The organism is Streptomyces sp. NBC_01477, from assembly GCF_036227245.1.
GTDB lineage: Bacteria > Actinomycetota > Actinomycetes > Streptomycetales > Streptomycetaceae > Actinacidiphila.
Map to the genome: position 1 here is coordinate 6,369,859 of NZ_CP109445.1, position 17,631 is coordinate 6,387,489.

At 71.8% G+C, this 17,631-nt stretch carries 18 protein-coding genes and 1 tRNA gene; 13 read left to right on the forward strand and 6 right to left on the reverse strand.

Features of this window, described 5'->3' with window-relative positions; genetic code table 11:
* The first annotated feature begins 187 nt into the window (after positions 1-187).
* From OHA86_RS27055 to OHA86_RS27080, 6 genes are all read left to right on the forward strand, one after another.
* Positions 188-628, forward strand: coding sequence for a DUF3052 domain-containing protein (locus OHA86_RS27055; protein WP_033175114.1), 441 nt, complete (start codon positions 188-190; stop codon positions 626-628).
* 271 nt (positions 629-899) lie between these two features.
* Positions 900-1,376 (forward strand): peroxiredoxin, encoded by a 477-nt coding sequence (locus tag OHA86_RS27060; protein WP_329179292.1) that lies wholly within the window; start codon positions 900-902, stop codon positions 1,374-1,376.
* 69 nt (positions 1,377-1,445) lie between these two features.
* Positions 1,446-2,021 (forward strand): TerD family protein, encoded by a 576-nt coding sequence (locus OHA86_RS27065; RefSeq protein ID WP_033175112.1) that lies wholly within the window; start codon positions 1,446-1,448, stop codon positions 2,019-2,021.
* A 30-nt stretch (positions 2,022-2,051) separates the two neighbouring features.
* Positions 2,052-2,627, forward strand: a complete 576-nt coding sequence (locus OHA86_RS27070; protein ID WP_329179295.1) for a TerD family protein — start codon at positions 2,052-2,054, stop codon at positions 2,625-2,627.
* A gap of 60 nt (positions 2,628-2,687) precedes the next feature.
* Positions 2,688-3,848 carry a DUF475 domain-containing protein gene (locus OHA86_RS27075; RefSeq protein WP_329179296.1) on the forward strand — a complete coding sequence of 387 codons (1,161 nt, stop codon included), beginning with the start codon at positions 2,688-2,690 and terminating at the stop codon, positions 3,846-3,848.
* Between the two features lie 95 nt (positions 3,849-3,943).
* Positions 3,944-4,681 carry a TerD family protein gene (locus tag OHA86_RS27080; protein WP_329179298.1) on the forward strand — a complete coding sequence of 246 codons (738 nt, stop codon included), beginning with the start codon at positions 3,944-3,946 and terminating at the stop codon, positions 4,679-4,681.
* Between the two features lie 19 nt (positions 4,682-4,700).
* Here the strand turns inward: OHA86_RS27080 and OHA86_RS27085 are convergent, their stop codons facing one another.
* Entirely contained in the window at positions 4,701-5,615 is a 915-nt protein-coding gene (locus OHA86_RS27085) for a TerD family protein (protein WP_329179301.1), read from the reverse strand.
* A gap of 242 nt (positions 5,616-5,857) precedes the next feature.
* Here OHA86_RS27085 and OHA86_RS27090 point away from each other — a divergent pair, with 242 nt between their 5' ends.
* From OHA86_RS27090 to OHA86_RS27100, 3 genes are read left to right on the forward strand one after another with little or no spacing between them, the layout of a single operon-like run.
* On the forward strand, positions 5,858-7,030 hold the full coding sequence (locus OHA86_RS27090; RefSeq protein WP_329179303.1) for an HpcH/HpaI aldolase/citrate lyase family protein: 1,173 nt from the start codon (positions 5,858-5,860) through the stop codon (positions 7,028-7,030).
* 51 nt (positions 7,031-7,081) lie between these two features.
* Positions 7,082-9,493 (forward strand): phosphoribosyltransferase, encoded by a 2,412-nt coding sequence (locus OHA86_RS27095; RefSeq protein ID WP_329179305.1) that lies wholly within the window; start codon positions 7,082-7,084, stop codon positions 9,491-9,493.
* Positions 9,490-10,311, forward strand: coding sequence for an HAD family hydrolase (locus tag OHA86_RS27100; RefSeq protein WP_329179307.1), 822 nt, complete (start codon positions 9,490-9,492; stop codon positions 10,309-10,311). Before OHA86_RS27095 ends, OHA86_RS27100 begins: the two co-directional genes overlap by 4 nt.
* 30 nt (positions 10,312-10,341) lie before the next feature.
* On the opposite strand, the gene OHA86_RS27105 is transcribed toward OHA86_RS27100, so the two are convergent.
* Positions 10,342-10,971 (reverse strand): nucleoside/nucleotide kinase family protein, encoded by a 630-nt coding sequence (locus OHA86_RS27105; RefSeq protein ID WP_329179309.1) that lies wholly within the window; start codon positions 10,969-10,971, stop codon positions 10,342-10,344.
* 36 nt (positions 10,972-11,007) lie between these two features.
* On the opposite strand from OHA86_RS27105, the gene OHA86_RS27110 reads away from it, so the two are divergent.
* Positions 11,008-11,670 carry an O-methyltransferase gene (locus tag OHA86_RS27110; RefSeq protein WP_329179311.1) on the forward strand — a complete coding sequence of 221 codons (663 nt, stop codon included), beginning with the start codon at positions 11,008-11,010 and terminating at the stop codon, positions 11,668-11,670.
* 37 nt (positions 11,671-11,707) lie between these two features.
* Here OHA86_RS27110 and OHA86_RS27115 read toward each other — a convergent pair whose 3' ends face one another.
* The gene (locus OHA86_RS27115) at positions 11,708-12,256 is read right to left on the reverse strand and encodes a DUF4383 domain-containing protein (protein WP_329179314.1); all 549 of its coding nucleotides are present in this window, start codon (positions 12,254-12,256) and stop codon (positions 11,708-11,710) included.
* 107 nt (positions 12,257-12,363) lie between these two features.
* Between OHA86_RS27115 and OHA86_RS27120 the strand changes: the two genes are divergently transcribed.
* Complete coding sequence (locus OHA86_RS27120) at positions 12,364-12,594, forward strand: FmdB family zinc ribbon protein (RefSeq protein WP_329179316.1); 231 nt, start codon at positions 12,364-12,366, stop codon at positions 12,592-12,594.
* Between the two features lie 96 nt (positions 12,595-12,690).
* On the opposite strand, the gene OHA86_RS27125 is transcribed toward OHA86_RS27120, so the two are convergent.
* Complete coding sequence (locus OHA86_RS27125; protein ID WP_329179318.1) at positions 12,691-13,935, reverse strand: hypothetical protein; 1,245 nt, start codon at positions 13,933-13,935, stop codon at positions 12,691-12,693.
* A gap of 171 nt (positions 13,936-14,106) precedes the next feature.
* Here OHA86_RS27125 and OHA86_RS27130 point away from each other — a divergent pair.
* Positions 14,107-14,178: transfer RNA gene (locus OHA86_RS27130), tRNA-Val, on the forward strand.
* Positions 14,179-14,532: 354 nt separating this feature from the next.
* Here the strand turns inward: OHA86_RS27130 and OHA86_RS27135 are convergent.
* On the reverse strand, positions 14,533-15,066 hold the full coding sequence (locus OHA86_RS27135) for a hypothetical protein (protein WP_329179320.1): 534 nt from the start codon (positions 15,064-15,066) through the stop codon (positions 14,533-14,535).
* Between the two features lie 92 nt (positions 15,067-15,158).
* Here OHA86_RS27135 and OHA86_RS27140 point away from each other — a divergent pair, with 92 nt between their 5' ends.
* Positions 15,159-15,908 carry a bestrophin-like domain gene (locus OHA86_RS27140; RefSeq protein WP_329179322.1) on the forward strand — a complete coding sequence of 250 codons (750 nt, stop codon included), beginning with the start codon at positions 15,159-15,161 and terminating at the stop codon, positions 15,906-15,908.
* Between the two features lie 121 nt (positions 15,909-16,029).
* Here OHA86_RS27140 and OHA86_RS27145 read toward each other — a convergent pair whose 3' ends face one another.
* Positions 16,030-17,448, reverse strand: a complete 1,419-nt coding sequence (locus OHA86_RS27145) for a family 2B encapsulin nanocompartment shell protein (protein WP_329179324.1) — start codon at positions 17,446-17,448, stop codon at positions 16,030-16,032.
* Positions 17,449-17,631: the final 183 nt, after the last annotated feature.

A 17,631-nucleotide genomic window follows, 5' to 3' on the forward strand; every position in this document is an offset into this window, starting at 1 on the left:
AGCTGCGTCACCATGGGGTGTGCGGGTTGCGGCGACACGGTCGAATCGTCACCGTTTCGGCGGTCTCGTACGCCGGGTACTTGCGCGATCCGCCGCGCCCGTGTGGACTACCGCCAATAAGTCCGCGTGCGCGTGGGCACACACTGGACTGAGACGAACCGACAGTCCCCATGACAGGAGGCAAAGCGTGAGCGCGACCGCGGACCACGCGGAGGAGCGGACCAACCCGGCGAGCCGGCTTGGTTTCGAGCCCGGACAGGTGGTCCAGGAGCTCGGGTACGACGAGGATTGCGACCAGGAGCTTCGCGAGGGGATCGAGGAGCTCACGGGCGAAGAGCTCGCCGATGAGGAGTACGACGACGTGCCCGACGCCGTCCTGCTGTGGTTCCGCGAGGACGACGGCGACCTCACCGACGCGCTTGTCGACGCCACATCGACCGTCGATCCCGGCGCCCCGATCTGGCTGATGACCCCGAAGACGGGCCGCGACGGCCACGTCGAGCCCAGCGAGATCGGTGAGGCGGCCCAGACGGCCGGTCTCGCCCAGACCAGCAGCGTCAACGCTGCGAAGGACTGGACCGGCAGTCGCCTCGTGACCCCCAAGGCCGCCCGCGCCGGAAAGCGCTAGCCCCGGGCGGTTCGGCGGTGTGCGGCTCCCCGCCGCGGGGGTTGCCGCCGTCGGCCGCCCGCCGATGCGCCATGGCCGGGCGCGCAGTTCCCCGCGCCCCCGAAGTGGTGCACGTCCTCCGCGGCGGCACGCCGCCTCGGGGGCGCGGGGAACTGCGCGCGCAGCCACCCGCCCGGGAAAGGTCCCGGGGACGGCCGTACCCGGCAGACCCGGGGGGGCACCCCGAGGCGCCCGGCAGGGCGGGGCGCACCCCCGAGGAGGAACTCGCGCGATGAGCGCAATCGGCAGCCCGGCACCGGGCTTCTCCCTGCCCGACCAGCACGGCCGCACCGTGACCCTCGCCGATTTCCGCGAGCGGGCGTCGGTCCTGCTGGTCTTCTACCCCTTCGCCTTCACCGGCGTCTGCACCGGCGAGCTCCAGGAGCTGCAAGCGCGCTCCGCCGTCTTCCAGAGCGAGGACGTGCAGGTCCTCGGCGTCTCGTGTGACTCGATGCACACCCAGCGGGTGTTCTCCGACCAGGAGGGCCTGGACTTCCCGCTGCTCTCCGACTTCTGGCCGCACGGGGCGGCGGCCCGGGCGTACGGAGTGTTCGCCGAGGACAAGGGCTGCGCGGTGCGCGGCAGCTTCGTGATCGACCCCTCCGGCATCGTCCGGTGGTCGGTGATCAACGCTCTGCCGGACGCCCGGGACGTTCATGAGTACGTAAAGGCGCTGGAAGCGGTGCGGTCGACGGGAACCGGTCACTAAGCTCGGCTCGTTGATCGGGCACATCGACCCGGTGCCATACGTACACAATCGAACCGATGGGGAGGACTCGTGGGAGTCAGCCTGAGCAAGGGTGGCAACGTCTCGCTGACCAAGGAGGCCCCTAATCTCACGGCGGTCGTCGTCGGTCTGGGCTGGGACGCGCGGACGACCACCGGATCCGATTTCGACCTCGACGCGAGCGCGCTGCTCACCAACGAGGCCGGCAAGGTGCTGTCGGACCAGCACTTCGTCTTCTTCAACAACCTGCGCAGCCCGGACGGCTCGGTCGAGCACACCGGTGACAACCTCACCGGTGAGGGCGAGGGCGACGACGAGGTGATCAACGTCAACCTCGCCGGGGTGCCCGCCGATGTCGTCAAGATCGTCTTCCCGGTCTCGATCTACGAGGCCGAGTCGCGCCAGCAGAGCTTCGGCCAGGTCCGCAACGCCTACATCCGGGTGCTCAACGCGGCCGACCAGCGCGAGCTGGCCCGTTACGACCTGACCGAGGACGCCTCCACCGAGACCGCGATGGTCTTCGGCGAGCTGTACCGGCACGGCGGGGAGTGGAAGTTCCGGGCCATCGGCCAGGGCTACGCGTCGGGGCTGCGGGGTATCGCGCAGGACTTCGGCGTCAACGTCTGAGCAGTACCCGCCAAGGGGGAAAGGACCACCATGGGCGTCACGCTCGCCAAGGGAGGCAATGTCTCCCTCTCCAAGGCCGCGCCGAATCTCACCGCGGTGCAGATCGGCCTGGGCTGGAGGGCCCGTTCGACCACCGGGGCCGACTTCGACCTGGACGCCAGCGCGCTGCTGTGCGGGAACGGCCGGGTGCTGGGGGACGAATACTTCGTCTTCTACAACAACCTCAAGAGTCCGGAGGGCTCGGTCGAGCACACCGGCGACGACCTGACCGGCGGCAGCGGCGGTGACGACGAGACGATCCTGGTGGACCTGACCCTGGTCCCCGAGCAGGTCGACAAGATCGTCTTCCCGGTCTCGATCTACGACGCCGACGCCCGGGTGCAGACCTTCGGACAGGTCAGCGACGCCTATATCCGGGTGCTCAACCAGTCCGACGGGGCCGAGCTGGCCCGTTACGACCTGACTGAGGACGCCTCCACCGAGACGGCGATGATCTTCGGCGAGCTGTACCGCTACGGCGGGGAGTGGAAGTTCCGTGCCGTGGGGCAGGGGTACGCGTCGGGGCTGCGCGGGATCGCCCTAGACTTCGGGGTCAACGTTTCGTAAAGTCGCGTACCGCGCGGGGCACCTCGTGGTCAAAGGTCACCAGGATTGGGTGGGAAGCACGTGCTCCTCAGAACATTCGGCTGGTCGTTCGGCATCACTGTCGCCGGCCTCGCCCTGGCTACAGTCCTCTGGGGGTGGCACGGACTCGCGATCGTGGCGATCCTGTCCGTCCTGGAGATCTCGCTCTCCTTCGACAACGCCGTGATCAACGCGGGCATCCTGCGGAAGATGAACGCCTTCTGGCAGAAGATGTTCCTCACCGTCGGCGTGCTCATCGCGGTGTTCGGCATGCGGCTGGTCTTCCCGATCATCATCGTGGCGATCACCGCGAAGCTGAGCCCGTGGGAGGCGGTCCGGGTCGCGATCAACGACCACGACCGCTACGAGAGCCTGGTCACCGGTGCCCACCCGGCCATCGCCGCCTTCGGCGGGATGTTCCTGTTGATGATCTTCCTGGACTTCATCTTCGAGGAGCGCGAGATCACCTGGCTCGGCTGGCTGGAGAAGCCGCTGGCCAAGCTCGGCAAGCTGGACATGCTGTCGGTGGCCATCGCGATGATCGCCCTGGTCGTCGTGGCCACCACCGTCGCCACCGGGGTGCCGGTGCACGGCGGCCACGGCACGGTCGACAAGGCCGAGACGGTGCTGCTGGCCGGCGTCGGCGGTCTGATCACCTATCTCGTCGTCGGCGGGGTCTCCGGCTTCTTCGAGGACCGCCTCGAAGAGGAGGAGGACGACGACGAGGACGCGGACGAGGGCATCGCGGAGAAGTCGCCGGAGCGGACAGGACCCAGCGGCCGCCAGGTGGCGGGACTGGCCGGCAAGGCCGCGTTCTTCATGTTCCTGTACCTGGAGGTCATCGACGCCTCCTTCTCCTTCGACGGTGTCGTCGGCGCCTTCGCCATCAGCAACGACATCTTCGAGATCGCGCTGGGCCTGGGCATCGGCGCGATGTACATCAGGTCGCTGACGGTCTTCCTGGTCCGCAAGGGCACCCTGGACGACTACGTCTACCTGGAGCACGGCGCGCACTACGCGATCGGCGCGCTGTCGGTCATCCTGCTGGTCACGATCAAGTACGACGTCAGCGAGGTGATCACCGGCCTGGTCGGTGTGGTGCTGATCGCCGCTTCTTACTGGTCCTCGGTGGTACGCAACCGGCGTGTCGGGGAAGGTTCCCAGGAGTCGGACGACAAGACCGAAGTCACGACCCGAGTGTGACCGGTCGCGAGTCGAGCACTGCTGCCCCCGTCGTCCGGCGGGGGCAGCCGCGTGTGCGGGCAGCCGCGGGCTGCGGTTAGGGGAGGGGTGGCGGCATGGTGGCGTGGAGGGACTTCTTCCGGCCGAGCGGCGCGGGGCAGTTCGACGTCGCGAACGCGCACACGGTGGAGCTGACCAAACGGCATCCGGTGGTGTCGCTGACCAAGCAGGGCGCGGCGGTCGGCAACATGCGGGTGAACCTGTCCTGGGAGATGCGCGCCACGGACACCGGCGGCTGGCACAGCGACGACCGGCGCAGCTTCCTGCGCCGCCAGTTCGACGTCTTCCGCCCCCAGGTGGTGCAGGCGGCGGGTCCCGCGATGGTCAACGTCGACCTGGACCTGGCGTGCATGTACGAGCTGGCCGACGGCTCCAAGGGCGTCGTCCAGCCGCTGGGCAACTTCCTCGGCGACCTCGACGCGCCCCCGTACATCCAGATGAGCGGCGACGACCGGTTCGGCGGCACCTCGGGCGAGACGCTGTACATCAACTTCGACAAGCGCGACGAGTTCAAGCGGCTGCTGGTCTTCGTGTACATCTACGACGGCACGCCCGCCTTCGACCGCACCCACGCCAAGGTGGAGATCTTCCCCGGCTCCGGCCCGCGGATCGAGATACCGCTGACCGAGCGCGAGCCGCAGGCCCGCTCCTGCGCGGTGGTGCTGATCGAGAACCGCAAGGGCGAGCTGACCGTGCGCCGCGAGGTCAGGTACGTCTACGGCTTCCAGGCCGAGATCGACCGGCTTTACGGCTGGGGACTCCAGTGGGGCCGCGGCTTCAAGTCCAAGGTGTGAGCGCCCGCCCGCCGGCCGCTCAGCGCCCCGGCTGGAACTGCGGCCCCTGCGGGGGCAGCGTGAAGGCCGCGGCGGCGCCCACCGGCTGCGGGTAGCCGTAGGCCGGGTAGCCCGGCTGCGGCTGCTGGTGCGGCGGGACGGTCGGCGGCGCCGGGACCGAGGCGACGGGCTGCGGGTAGCCGTACGCGGGCTGTGCGGGCACGTGGCCGCCCGCGGGGGCCGGCAGCGGGTATCCGTAGGCGCTGGTCGGCCCGAGGTCCGGCTGGTGGGCCCTGGTCGCCTCCATGGCCGCGGTCTGGGACTGCGGCTGGGGCTGGGGCTGGGACTGCGGCTGGGACTGGGACTGCGGCGGGGCGGCGCGGTCGGGCCCCGCGTCCACGTCGACGTCGTCCACCGTGATGCCGAACTCGGTGGCCAGGCCGACCAGTCCGGTGGTGTAGCCCTGCCCGACCGCCCGGAATTTCCAGCCGCCGTCCTTGCGGTACAGCTCGCCGCAGTTCAGCGCGGTCTCGCCGCCGGTGTCGGGGCGGACCTCGAAGGTGACCAGCGGGGAGTGCTGCGGCCCGGAGGTGGCGTAGAGCAGCACGCACAGGTCGCGGACCAGCCGGAAGGGGCCGCCGTCGCAGGAGGCGGCGATCACCACCCGGTCGACCCCGGAGTCCAGCGCGGCCAGATCGACCTCGACGGTGTCGGTCAGGCCCTCCGGCCCGCGCTTCTTGGGCAGGTGGCGGGCCAGCCCGCTGGGGTGCCGCGGTTCGTTGTAGAAGACGAAGTCGGCGTCGGAACGCACCCGGCCGTCGCGGCCGAGCAGCAGCACGGAGGCGTCCACGTCCGGTGTGCCGGTGCCGGGGCTCCAGCGCAGCACCGCCCGGATGCCCGCGGCGTCGAGGGGGACGTTCGAGCCCTTCACCATCGCGTGCGTCATGCCGGTCATCCTGCCCTTCCCACGGGGTCGCTCACAACGCCGGGCCGCGGGTCGGCGGAAGATCGTCCATGGGCGACATGTCCGGTGGAGCCGCCCGTGGAGGTCACAACCGCGCCCGGCATGCAGAACGTCACACGGTGGACCTGCGCCGGTTACTTGTATTTCACGCGCTGAGGGAACGAGTGTCACATGGCCGCCCGTACGATAATCGGCCAGATGTCCTCAGGCCCGTATGATTGAAAGGGGGCGCAATGCGACACTTCGGACACCTCGCCGCAGAGACGAGGGAAGAACTGTTCCACCGCGAGCCGCAGGAGTTCACTGCCGACTCGCCGGCTCGTACGCTCGCGGCGGCCCTCGGGGCCACGCTCTACAGCCCGGCCACCCGCCTCACGCTCGCCGCCGACGTGCTCAAGCAGGCCGCCCGCGGGGTCGTGTCCATGGTGCTGTGCCTGGAGGACTCCATCGACGACCGGGACGTCCCGGCCGGTGAGGCCAACCTCGTCCGGCAGTTCGCCGAGCTGGCCGCCCGCCCCGGCGCGGGCGGCGACATCCCGCTGCTGTTCATCCGGGTCCGCACCCCCGCCCAGATCACCGACCTCGTGCACCGCCTCGGCGAGAACGCGGCGCTGCTCTCCGGCTTCGTCCTGCCCAAATTCACCGAGGAGTCCGGCGTCCCCTTCCTGGAGGCGCTCAGCGCCGCCGAGGCATCCAGCGGGCGGCGGCTGTTCGCCATGCCCGTGCTGGAGTCGCCCGAGCTGATGCACCTGGAGAGCCGGGTCGAAACGCTCTACGGCATCTCCCGCACCGTCGACAAATACCGTGAGCGGGTGCTCGCGCTGCGGCTCGGCGTCACCGACTTCTGCTCCACCTACGGGCTGCGCCGCGCCCCGGCCATGACCGCCTACGACGTCCAGATCGTCGCCGCCGTGATCGCCGACGTGGTCAACGTGCTGGGCCGCGCCGACGGCAGCGGCTTCGTGGTGACAGGACCGGTCTGGGAATACTTCCGCCACCAGGAGCGGATGTTCAAGCCGCAGCTGCGCCGCAGCCCCTTCACCCCCGAGGCCGAGGACCTGCGCGAGGCCCTGCTGGAGCGCGACATGGACGGGCTGCTGCGCGAGATCGAGCTGGACCGCGCCAACGGGCTCCAGGGCAAGACCTGCATCCACCCCACCCATGTGCCGGTCGTGCACGCGCTGAGCGTGGTCACCCACGAGGAATACACCGACGCGGCCGACATCCTGCACGAGGACCGCAGCGGCGGCGGCGTACTGCGTTCCGCCTACACGAACAAGATGAACGAGGTCAAGCCGCACCGGGCCTGGGCCGAGCGCACCCTGCGCAGGGCCGAGGTCTTCGGGGTCGCCCGCGAGGGCATCAGCTTCGTCGAGCTGCTGGCGGCCAGCCTGCCGCAGGACTGACCAGGCATCCTTGTAGCAGTGATGGAAACCATGGAAGAAGACCGGCACCGCATGCTGACGACACCGCCCTGGACGGGACAGTGGGTCGCCGACCGCCTCGGCATCGCCCTGCACGGCGAGGGTCTGCGCGACCTGCTGGGCCTCGCCCTGCGGCGCAACCCCAAGCGGGCCCACCTGCTGGTGTCGAACGTGCTCGGCAAGCATGTGCCGCAGCGCCCCGGCACGGTCTACGGGCACGCCCACGACCTCGGCCTGCGGGTCCGCGCCCTGCTGGGCGAGGACGAGGCCGCCAAGGCCGTCGTCGTCGGCTACGCCGAGACCGCCACCGGGCTCGGCCACGCGGTCGCCGACGGCGTCGGAGCCGTGCCCTACCTGCACTCCACCCGGCGCGAGGTGCCGGGTCTGGCCTCCGGCGGCGCCTTCCAGGAGGAGCACAGCCACGCCACCGGGCACCTGCTGCTTCCCGAGGACCCCGCCCTGCTCGGCGGCGCGGGACCGCTGGTGCTGGTCGACGACGAGTTCTCCACCGGGCAGACCGTCCTCAACACCGTCCGCGACCTGCACCGCCGCCACCCCCGCGACCGCTACGTCGTCGTCGCCCTCACCGACATGCGCTCCCCGGCCGACCACGACCGGCTCACCGCCTTCGCCGCCGGCCTCGGCGCCCGGGTGGACATCCTGTCGCTGGCCGCGGGCACGGTCTCGCTCCCGGCCGACGTCCTGGCCAGGGCGCAGGCCCTGGTGGCGGCCCGGCAGCCCGCGGACCCGCCGCCGGCCCCCGCGGCGCCGGTGCGGCGGGTCGCCCTCGGCTGGCCCGCCGGGATACCCGACGGCGGCCGGCACGGCTTCCTGCCCGCGCACCGGGAGGGCCTGGAGGCCGCGCTTCCCGCCATGGGCCGCCGCATCGCCGGCGCCCTGCCGGCCGGCGCCCGCCGGGTGCTCGTCCTCGGCAGCGAGGAGCTGATGTACGCGCCGCTGCGGCTCGCCCAGGCCGTCGAGGCGCACGGCGTCGAGGCGTACGTCTCGACCACCACCCGCTCGCCCGTGCTCGCCGTGGACGACCCCGGCTACGCGATCCGCAGCCGCCTGGTCTTCCCCGCGCACGACGCGCCCGCCGACGGCGGCCCGCCCGAGCGGTACGCCTACAACGTCGCGGGCGGCGGCTTCGACGCGGTGCTCTGCGTCGTGGACTCCGCCGGGGACACCCCGGCCCTGCACGCGCCCGGCGGACTGCTCGCGCAGCTCGCCGCGCACACCGGCACGGTGCTGCTCGCCGTCGTGCCCTCCTACCGACCGAACGGAAACCCTGGCCCCATGAGTGCATCCACCCGGCCGCTGCGCGGACCCGCCTTCGGATCGTACGCGGCGGACGAGGTGGGCTGGCTGCTCAAGGACCTGTCCGACGTGCCGCTCGAAGCGCCCACCGAGGAGCGCGAGGAGGCCATACAGAGCGGCGGCGCGCACTACGCGGAGTCGTTGCCGGTCGAATACCAGCCGAGCCCGGAATACCAGCAGCTGTTCAAGGCCGCGCTGGCCACCTCCGCCGAGCGGATCGCCCGCGCGGTCGGCGCCGTCACCGAACTGGTGCTCGCCGAACGCGGCCCCGACGCCGTCCTGGTCTCGCTCGCCAGGGCCGGCACCCCCGTCGGGGTGCTGATGCGCCGCTGGGCCCGGCACGCGCACGGCCTCGACCTGCCGCACTACGCCGTCTCCATCGTCCGCGGGCGCGGCATCGACCCCGCCGCGCTCGGCTGGCTCGCCGCCCACCACGACCCGGCCGACGCCGTCTTCGTCGACGGCTGGACGGGCAAGGGCGCCATCACCCGCGAACTCGCCGACGCCATGGGCGACTTCCCCGGCTTCCGCCCGGAGATCGCGGTCCTGGCCGACCCCGGCGGCTGCGTGTCCACCTACGGCACCCGCGACGACTTCCTGATCCCCTCCGCGTGCCTCAACTCCACCGTCTCCGGCCTGGTCTCGCGCACCGTGCTGCGCGCCGACCTCATCGGGCCCGGCGAATTCCACGGCGCCAAGTTCTACCGCGACCTCGCGGACTCCGACGTCTCCGCGCTCTTCCTCGACACCGTCACCGCCGCCTTCGACACCGTCGGCGCCGGCGTCGCCGAGGACGTCAAGTCGCTGCGCTCCCAGGACCGCTCACCCACCTGGGCGGGCTGGGCCGCGGTCGAGCGGATCAGCGAGGAGTACGGCATCGGCGACATCAACCTGGTCAAGCCCGGCGTCGGCGAGACCACCCGGGTACTGCTGCGCCGCGTCCCGTGGAAGATCCTCGCCCAGCGCGGCGCGGGCGCCGACCTCGACCACGTCAGGCTGCTCGCCGCCCAGCGCGGTGTGCCCGTCGAGGAGACCGACGGGCTGCCGTACTCCTGCGTCGGCCTGATCCACCCCCGCTACACCCGCGGCGCGACCGGCACCGACGGCAAGGCGGTGACCGGCCTGTGAACCGCACCTACAGCCGGACGATCGTCGCCAGCGACCTCGACCGCACCCTCATCTACTCCGCCGCCGCGCTCGCCCTGGCCATGCCCGACGAGGAGGCGCCCCGGCTGCTGACGGTCGAGGTCCACGAGGCGAAGCCGCTGTCGTACATGACGGAGGCGGCCGGCCGGCTGCTGGTCGAACTCGCCGACGCCGTACGCTTCGTGCCCGCCACCACCCGCACCCGCAAGCAGTACCGGCGGATCAGCCTGCCGGGGCCGCAGCCGAGCTACGCGATCTGCGCCAACGGCGGCCACCTGCTGGTCGCCGGGCGCACCGACCACGACTGGAACGCCGAGATGCGGCGGCGGCTCACCGAGGGGTCCGCGCCGCTCGCCGAGGTGCGCGCGCACCTGGCCGCCACCGCGGACCCCGAATGGCTGCGCAAGGAGCGGGTCGCGGAGGAGCTGTTCGCCTACCTGGTGGTGGACCGGGACCGGCTCCCCGCCGGCTGGGTCAAGGAACTCGCCGCCTGGGCCGAGCCGCTGGGCTGGACCGTGTCGCTCCAGGGCCGCAAGATCTACGCCGTGCCCAAGCCGCTGTCCAAGAGCGCGGCCCTCGCCGAGGTCGTCCGGCGCACCGGCGCCGACCGGGTCATCGCGGCCGGCGACTCGCTCCTGGACGCCGATCTGCTGCTGGCCGCGGACGCCGGCTGGACGCCGGGCCACGGCGAGCTGGCCGACTCCGGCTGGACGGCGTCGCACGTGTCCGCGCTGGGTGTCGGCGGCGTGGCGGCCGGCGAGGAGATCCTCCGGCGGTTCCTGGCCGGCGTCCGGTCCTGACCGTCGCCCGCCCGGCGCGGGGGGCAGGGGTCAGGGGTCCCGGGGGGAGACCACCCGGGTGCAGTGCGCCCGGGTCAGCTCGACGCGGCGGGCGTTGACGCGTTCGCTGGACGCGATGAATTCGCGGGCCTCCCGCTCGCTGCGCCCGCCGCGGACATGCCGCCGCAGCAGCCGCCGCTCGCGCAGCCGCCGCGGGGTCTCGACGTACCACAGCTCGTCCAGGAGGTCGCGGACCTCGGCCCATCCGGGGCCGTCGTCGGCCAGGTAGTTGCCCTCGGTCACCACGAGCGCCGCCGACGCGGGGATGACGAGCCCCGCGGCGACCGGCTCGTCGATCCGCCGGTCGAAGTCCGGCGCGTACACCGGGTTCGACCGCTCCGCGCGGAGCCGCCGCAGCAGCACCACGTAGCCGTCGACGTCGAAGGTCTCCGGGGCGCCCTTGCGGTCCCGCAGGTGCAGCCGGTCCAATTGGGCGTTGGCCAGATGGAAGCCGTCCATCGGGACGTACGCGGCCGTATCGGCGCCGAGCCGGTCGTTGACGCCCGTGACCAGGCGCCGCGCCAGGGTCGACTTGCCGGCGGCGGGCGCCCCCGCCAGACCCAGCAGCGCGCGGCGGCCTGGGATGCTGGGCACCAGGGCAACCGCGTCATCGACAAGCATCCCGTCACCCTAAGCGCCGCACCTGGGAGCAGACTCTTGTACGAAACGAAGAACCCCCAGCTCACGCCCGAGCTGTACGGATACGTCCTCGACCACAACCCGCCGCTCGACCCGATCGAGCGCGAGCTGATCGAGGTCACCCACCGCAGCCTCGCCGATGTGTCGGGCATGCAGACCGCCGAGGAGCAGGGGCCGCTGCTGGCCTTCCTGGTCCGGCTGACCGGCGCCCGGCAGATCGTGGAGGTCGGCACCTTCACCGGCTTCTCGGCGCTGTCCATGGCGCGGGCGCTGCCCGCCGACGGGCGGCTGATCGCCTGCGACATCTCCGAGGAGTGGACCGCCGTGGGCCGCGAGGCCTGGGTGAAGGCGGGCGTCGCCGACCGGATCGACCTGCGGATCGCCCCGGCGATCGACACGCTGCGGGCACTGCCCGGCGGCAGCTGGATCGACCTGGTCTTCCTCGACGCCGACAAGGAGTCCTACATCGACTACTGGGAGGAGCTGCTGCCCCGGCTGAGGCCCGGCGGCCTGCTCGTAATCGACAACACCCTCTACCACGGCGATGTCGCCGACCCGGCGGCCACCGGCGGGGGCGCCGCCGTCCGCGCCTTCAACGACCATGTGCGGGCCGACGACCGGGTGGACGACGTCCTGCTCACCGTGGCCGACGGCCTCACGCTGGCCCGCAAGCGCCCGTAGCGCCCGTTTCTCCGCAGCACCCGGCGGCTTTCCCGGCTCAGTGCTGGGGCAGTCCCCGGCGCCGCGGCGGTGGCCTCGTGGCGGCCACCGCCGCGCGCTGCCGGGCCTCGCGTTCGCGCGCGGCCTCCTCCGGGTGGCGCCGCTGCCAGTACGGATTGTCGTGTGGAAGCCCGCCGGTGATCCGCCCGTACATCCCGAAGAACAGCAGCATCACCCCGACGGCGAAGCTGAACAGCACGTTCGACATCTTGAACGCCAGCAGATTGTTCCCGGTGTCCAGCAGCGCCAGATTCACGAAGCCGCTGAGCAGGAAGGCGACGCCCACGCAGATGTTCAGCGTGGAGGCGAAATTGCCGCCGGCGACCATGCCCACGAAGAGCAGGCCGCCGATCACGATGGAGATGATGCTCAGCGCGCCGTTGGAATTCAGTCCGGCGATGCGTTCACCCGCCTTGGACAGGAACGACACACCGTTCAGCAGGCCGAGGATGCCGAAGACGACGAGAATCAGGCCCATGATTCCCGCTCCGAAGCGGTAGACCTGGCTCAGCCGGTGATCGGCGGGGAAATGGTCGTCGAGTCGCATGGGCGGCCTCCTTCGGGGGCTGGACTCGTCGAGGAACGCCGTTGTTCCAGGATAGGTCCGGGCCGCCGGGGCAGCAGCGCGGCCCGGGTGCCCGCTACCCTGAGGCCATGCCTCGTTACGAGTACCGGTGCAAGACCTGTGGCGCCACCTTCGAGATGCGCCGCCCGATGTCGCAGTCCAGCGCCCCCGCGCCCTGCCCGCAGGGCCACGGCGACACCGTGAAGCTGCTCTCCACCGTGTCGGTGGGCGGCACCGCCTCGGCGGCCGGGTCCGCGGGCCCCGCGCCGGCGCCCGCGGGCGGCGGGGGCGGCTGCTGCGGCGGCGGTTGCTGCAGCTGACGGACGGGGGGCGGGTTGCTCGGGCCCTCGGGATGAGGGTCAGGCGCGGCCTGCCGCCGACCCGGGGCCTGCCCGGTCCGGCCCGACGCGGGGGCGTCAGGCGCGGCCTGCCGCCCGGTCCTCCCTGATGTTGGACACCACACGGTTCGCCGTCTCCCGGACGGCGGCCGTCTCGGTGAGGAAGGCCCAGTAGTCCGGGTGCCGGCCCTCCAGCGCGGCCAGCGCCCGGTCCAGCCTTGCCACCGCCTCGTCCAGCGGGCGGGCATGCCGCGGCTCCGGCGTGGAACGGCCCTGCATCGCCAGCCGCTGGGCGTCCCTGATCACGAAGCGGGTCCGCTCGACCTCGGCCTTCGGGTCCTTGCGTACCTCGTTCAGCCGGCGCAGCCGGTCGCCGGCCGCGCCCACCGCGCCGTCCACGTCGTCCATCAGGGTGCGGACCTCGGCCAGCTTCGCGGTGGCCTGCGCCCACTGCTGCCCGTCCCGCGCCCTGCGCGCCTCGGCGAGCGTCGCCTCCGCCTGCCGTACGGCCTGGTCGGCCTGCTCCGGCACCTGCTGGAGGTCCTCCCAGCAGGCCAGCGAGAAACGCCGCCGTAGCTCGCTGAGCACCGGCGCGACGCCCTCCGCCCGGGTGCCGAGGGCCTGCACCCGGGTACGCAGCGACACCAGCCGCTTGTCGATCTCCCTGGCCTGCTCGGGCAGCCGCTCGGCCTCGGCGCGTACCGCCTCCGCCTTGCGGCGGATGTCGTCGGCGCGCTGCACGGTCTCCTTCACGCCGTGCTTGGCGGGACCCTCGTTGAGCTTGGTCAGCTCGGGCGCCAGCGCCGCCAGCCGGGCCGCGAGATCGTCCGCGGTGATCCCGGCGGCGCGGACCTCGTCCAGCGCGTTGCTCGCCGCCAGCAGCGACTGCTTGGCCCGCTCCCGCGCGGGCGCCAGCCGGGCCAGCTGTGTTTCCGCCCGGTTCAGCAGCGGCGTCATCGTCGACTGGTAGCGCTCCAGCTCGGTCCTGGCGTTGACCAGGTCGTCCTTGGCCCGGGTCAGCTCGCTGACCGCCCGGGAGGCGGACGCGTGGTCCAGCTCGTCCCGATCCAGGTCATGGGCGTCGACGGTGGCGATGTAGGCCGCGCTGACCTGGTCGATCCGCTCGCCGAGCGCCTGGAAGCCGGACAGCGCCCGGCGCGAGTCGGCGGACTCCTCGACCGCGGAGATGGTCTCGATCGAGATCTCCAGGTCGCGCTGCGCGGTGTCCAGCTCGTAGAAGGCCTGGGCAGCCGCGTCCTTCGCCGCCTGGGCCTCCGCACGCAGGTTGTCGCCGCGCCGCCACCACGAACGTGCCGTCGTCACAGTGACACTCTCTCCCCGCGCTCGCCGCCCACCACCATCGGCTCCATCCTCCCACCCGCCCGCCTCGAACACACGGCCCGGTCCGTCCGCCGCCTCCTGCCCGCACGTGTCCGGGTATGCGCTTGCCCACCCGCCCCCGCGGCAAGGTAACCTGTGACGTCGCAGTCTCCGGGGCGTGTAGCTCAGTGGTAGAGCGCCGCCCTTACAAGGCGGATGTCGGCGGTTCGAAACCGTCCACGCCCACCCCTCCCCACCCGGCAGCCCTTCGGCGCCGCTTCCACTGTGCGCGAATTCGCGCAGGTGATCGAATGTTTAGCGGGTCCATTACTCCTTCCGGGGAATGGCCGGCATACGCGGGCGCGGAGGGCGCCGGGGTGCTGACGATGAGTGGGTGAGCACTCCGAGGGGGAAGCGCGTACGTGCGTGGGCGGCGCTTGCCGTCGTGACGGCGGCCGTGGGCGCGTGGGGGTTGGGCGGGGTGGCCGCGGCCACCCCCGTCGGCCCGCAACCGGTTGCGCCCGTCAGCCCGCCCGTGTCCGTCACCGTGTCGGCGCAGCCGCACATACCGCGGCCCGGCCCCAGGCCGCCGCACAGCGATCAGCCGACGCCGACGCCGAACGGCCATGAGCCGCACCGGCCCGGGCCGCACCGGTCCCGGCCACCGCACTGGCCGAGGCCGGCGCATCCGCGGCCCGCGCACTGGTGCGGGCGGTGGCACCCGCCCTGGAAGTGGCCTGACCCGCTGCACTGCCGCAAGCACCCGCACCCGCCGACCAAGCCCCCGACCACACCACCGACCACGCCGCCACCGACCACGCCGCCGACGACGCCGCCACCGACCACGCCGCCGACGACGCCGTCCAAACCCACGCCCACGCCGACACCCAAGCCGACGCCCAAACCCGTACCGAAGCCGGCGCCCAAGCCCGCGTCGCGACCGAAACCGGTGGTGAGAGCCGTACCCAAGCCCGCACCCGCGCCGAAGCCCGAGCCCAGGCCCGTACCGAAGCCGACGCCGAAACCCGCACCGAAGCCCGCGCCGCCCGTCGTGCACTGGCCCCGGCAGGCGATCGTGCCGGCCACGGCACCGGCGCCGCACCGGCGGAAGCTGACGACCACGATGCTGCTCACGACGGTGCCGGGACTGCTGGCGGCGGCCGTGCTCAAGCCCGGGTCCGGGGCGTATCGCAGGAACAACCGGTAGGACGCGAGGGGGAGTTCAGATGTCGCAATGGGTGGTACTGCTGATCGCGATGATCGCGGTCTGCGCGGTCGTCATCACCGTGGTCGTCCTCAGGCAGCGCAGGATCGCCGAGGACGACGACCCGAGCGAGACGCCGGACGTCATCGAGTACATGGTGATGATGATCGGGGTGATCTACGCGATCGTGCTGGGCCTGGCGATCGCCGGAGTGTGGGAGGGCAGGGGCGGTGCGCAGGCCGACACGCTGGCCGAGGCGCAGGCGCTGCACGAGGTGAAGGTCCGGGTGCAGGTCTATCCCCCCGCGGTGCGGGACAAGGTACGGGCCGACGTCGACGCCTATGCCGCCTTCGTCGCCGACAAGGAGTGGCCCTACATGCGCAGCCACGGCGAACTCTCGCCGCGGGGCACGCAGTTGCTCGACCAGGTGCGTACCGACGTGACGCAGTTCGACCCGAAGAGCGATCTGGCGGCGCAGGCGTACCAGCCGGTGGTGGACGAGGTCGCCGCCGCCGACATGGCGCGGGCCTCGCGCGGGCAGAGCGTGGGCGCGACGATGCCGGGGGTGGTCTGGTTCGGGCTGATCACCGGCGCGCTGGTGACGGTCGGGCTGATCTTCACGCTACAGATCAGGAGATCGGCCAAGGAGCTGCTGCTCGCCGGGCTGTTCAGCGCGCTCATCGCCTTCCTGCTGTTCCTCATCTGGGACCTGGACGCGCCCTTCGGCAGCGGTCTCGCGGTCTCGGCGGACGTCTTCCGCCAACTGCTGTGAGCCCGCGGCAGCGGTGAGCGCACGCGAGAACGGCCCCGCCGCCCGGTCAGGACCGGGCGGCGGGGCCGCACCTTCGAGCCGTTCCGGCCGCGCCGTGGAGGCGCGGCCGTGTGCGCCGCGCTCAGCGCCAGTTGGACACGTTCACGTTCTCCAGCACGCCCAGCGCGTCGGGCACCAGGACGGCCGCGGAGAAGTACGTACTGACCAGGTAGCTGATGATGGCCTTGTCGTCGATCCCCATGAAGCGCACGTTCAGGCCGGGTTCGTACTCGTCGGGCAGACCGGTCTGGTTGAGGCCGATGACGCCCTGGTTGTCCTCGCCGGTGCGGATCGCGATGATCGAGCTGGTGCGGGCCTCGGAGATCGGGATCTTGTTGCAGCTGAGGATCGGCACGCCGCGCCAGGCGGGAACGGGGGAGCCGAGCACCTCGACCGAGTCGGGGTAGATGCCGGCCCGGGTCCACTCCCGGGCGATGGCCGCGATCGTCTTGGGGTTGGCCAGCAGATAGCGGGTGCCGCGGCGCCGGCTGATCAGCTCGTCCAGGTCGTCGGGCAGCGGCGGGCCGGCGTGCGGCTGGATGCGCTGCTCGTACTCCGCGTTGTTGAGCAGCCCGTACTCCGGGTTGTTGATCAGCTCGTGCTCCTGGCGCTCGCGCAACGCCTCGACGGTGAGCTTGAGTTGCTGCTCGGTCTGGTTCATCGGCTCGTTGTAGAGGTCGGCGACCCGGCTGTGCACCCGCAGCACGGTCTGGGCGACGCTCAGCTCGTACTCGCGGGGCTTGACCTCGTAGTCGACATACGTGGCGGGCAGCGCGGCCTCGCCCTTGTGGCCCGAGGCGAGTTCGATGTTCGCCTCGCCGCGCTTGTTGGCCCGCTGCTGCGGGATCGCGCGGACGGCGTCCAGATGCTCGCGCAGCGGCGCCGCCTGGGCGAGCAGCTCCTGCAGTGCCTGGCGGGGCAGCGCGAGCACGGTGGTGGCCGCGACGGCGCGGGCGGTGAAGCCCGACTCGGCGTCCCCGTCGAGCAGTGCCTGCTCGCCGAAGTGGTCGCCGTCGGCCAGGGTGCCGAGACGATTCTGCTCGCCGTACGACCCCTCGCCGAGCTTCTCGACCTTGCCGTGCGCGATCAGGAAGACCGTGTCGGCCGGCTGGCCGGCCTCGACCAGCACCTCGCCGGGTGCGAACTCACGTTGGACGAAACGGTCCGCCAGGGCGGTCAGCGCCTCCACGTCGTCGAAGGACCGCAGCGCGGCGATCTCACCCAGCTCCTGCGGGATGACCCGGACCTGCGACCCGGTCTTGACGAACGTCACCCGCCCGTCCCCGACCGCGTAGCTCAGCCGCCGGTTGACCCGGTACGTGCCCGCGTTGACCTGCACCCAGGGCAGCACACGCAGCAGCCACCTGGACGAGATCCCCTGCATCTGAGGCGCGGACTTGGTTGTCGTGGCCAGATTCCGCGCGGCGGCGGTGTCAAGGCTCGTACGCGCGTTGTCCTGCGGATTGCCGAGTGCGGCGTCCTGGCCCGCATCAACCGACATGTGCATGTCCTTCCCGTATGGAGGTGATACGGGAGATATTCTTTCGGCCACTCAGGGTGCTGCCTATTGCCGTATCGAGTGAGAATACTTTTGGCTCAAGCGGGGGAGTGCGCCCGCGCACCGGCGCGCCGAAGCCCGCACAGGCGGTGGTTTTCGGGGATTTGGAGAGTTTCGAGAGTTCGG

Coding starts and splice junctions, on each gene's coding strand:
- OHA86_RS27145 (WP_329179324.1), bottom strand. CDS start 17,448: ATGTCGGTTGATGCGGGCCAGGACGCCGCACTCGGCAATCCGCAGGAC.
- OHA86_RS27080 (WP_329179298.1), top strand. CDS start 3,944: ATGGTGGCGTGGAGGGACTTCTTCCGGCCGAGCGGCGCGGGGCAGTTC.
- OHA86_RS27060 (WP_329179292.1), top strand. CDS start 900: ATGAGCGCAATCGGCAGCCCGGCACCGGGCTTCTCCCTGCCCGACCAG.
- OHA86_RS27090 (WP_329179303.1), top strand. CDS start 5,858: ATGCGACACTTCGGACACCTCGCCGCAGAGACGAGGGAAGAACTGTTC.
- OHA86_RS27115 (WP_329179314.1), bottom strand. CDS start 12,256: ATGCGACTCGACGACCATTTCCCCGCCGATCACCGGCTGAGCCAGGTC.
- OHA86_RS27120 (WP_329179316.1), top strand. CDS start 12,364: ATGCCTCGTTACGAGTACCGGTGCAAGACCTGTGGCGCCACCTTCGAG.
- OHA86_RS27085 (WP_329179301.1), bottom strand. CDS start 5,615: ATGACCGGCATGACGCACGCGATGGTGAAGGGCTCGAACGTCCCCCTC.
- OHA86_RS27070 (WP_329179295.1), top strand. CDS start 2,052: ATGGGCGTCACGCTCGCCAAGGGAGGCAATGTCTCCCTCTCCAAGGCC.
- OHA86_RS27140 (WP_329179322.1), top strand. CDS start 15,159: ATGTCGCAATGGGTGGTACTGCTGATCGCGATGATCGCGGTCTGCGCG.
- OHA86_RS27105 (WP_329179309.1), bottom strand. CDS start 10,971: ATGCTTGTCGATGACGCGGTTGCCCTGGTGCCCAGCATCCCAGGCCGC.
- OHA86_RS27095 (WP_329179305.1), top strand. CDS start 7,082: ATGCTGACGACACCGCCCTGGACGGGACAGTGGGTCGCCGACCGCCTC.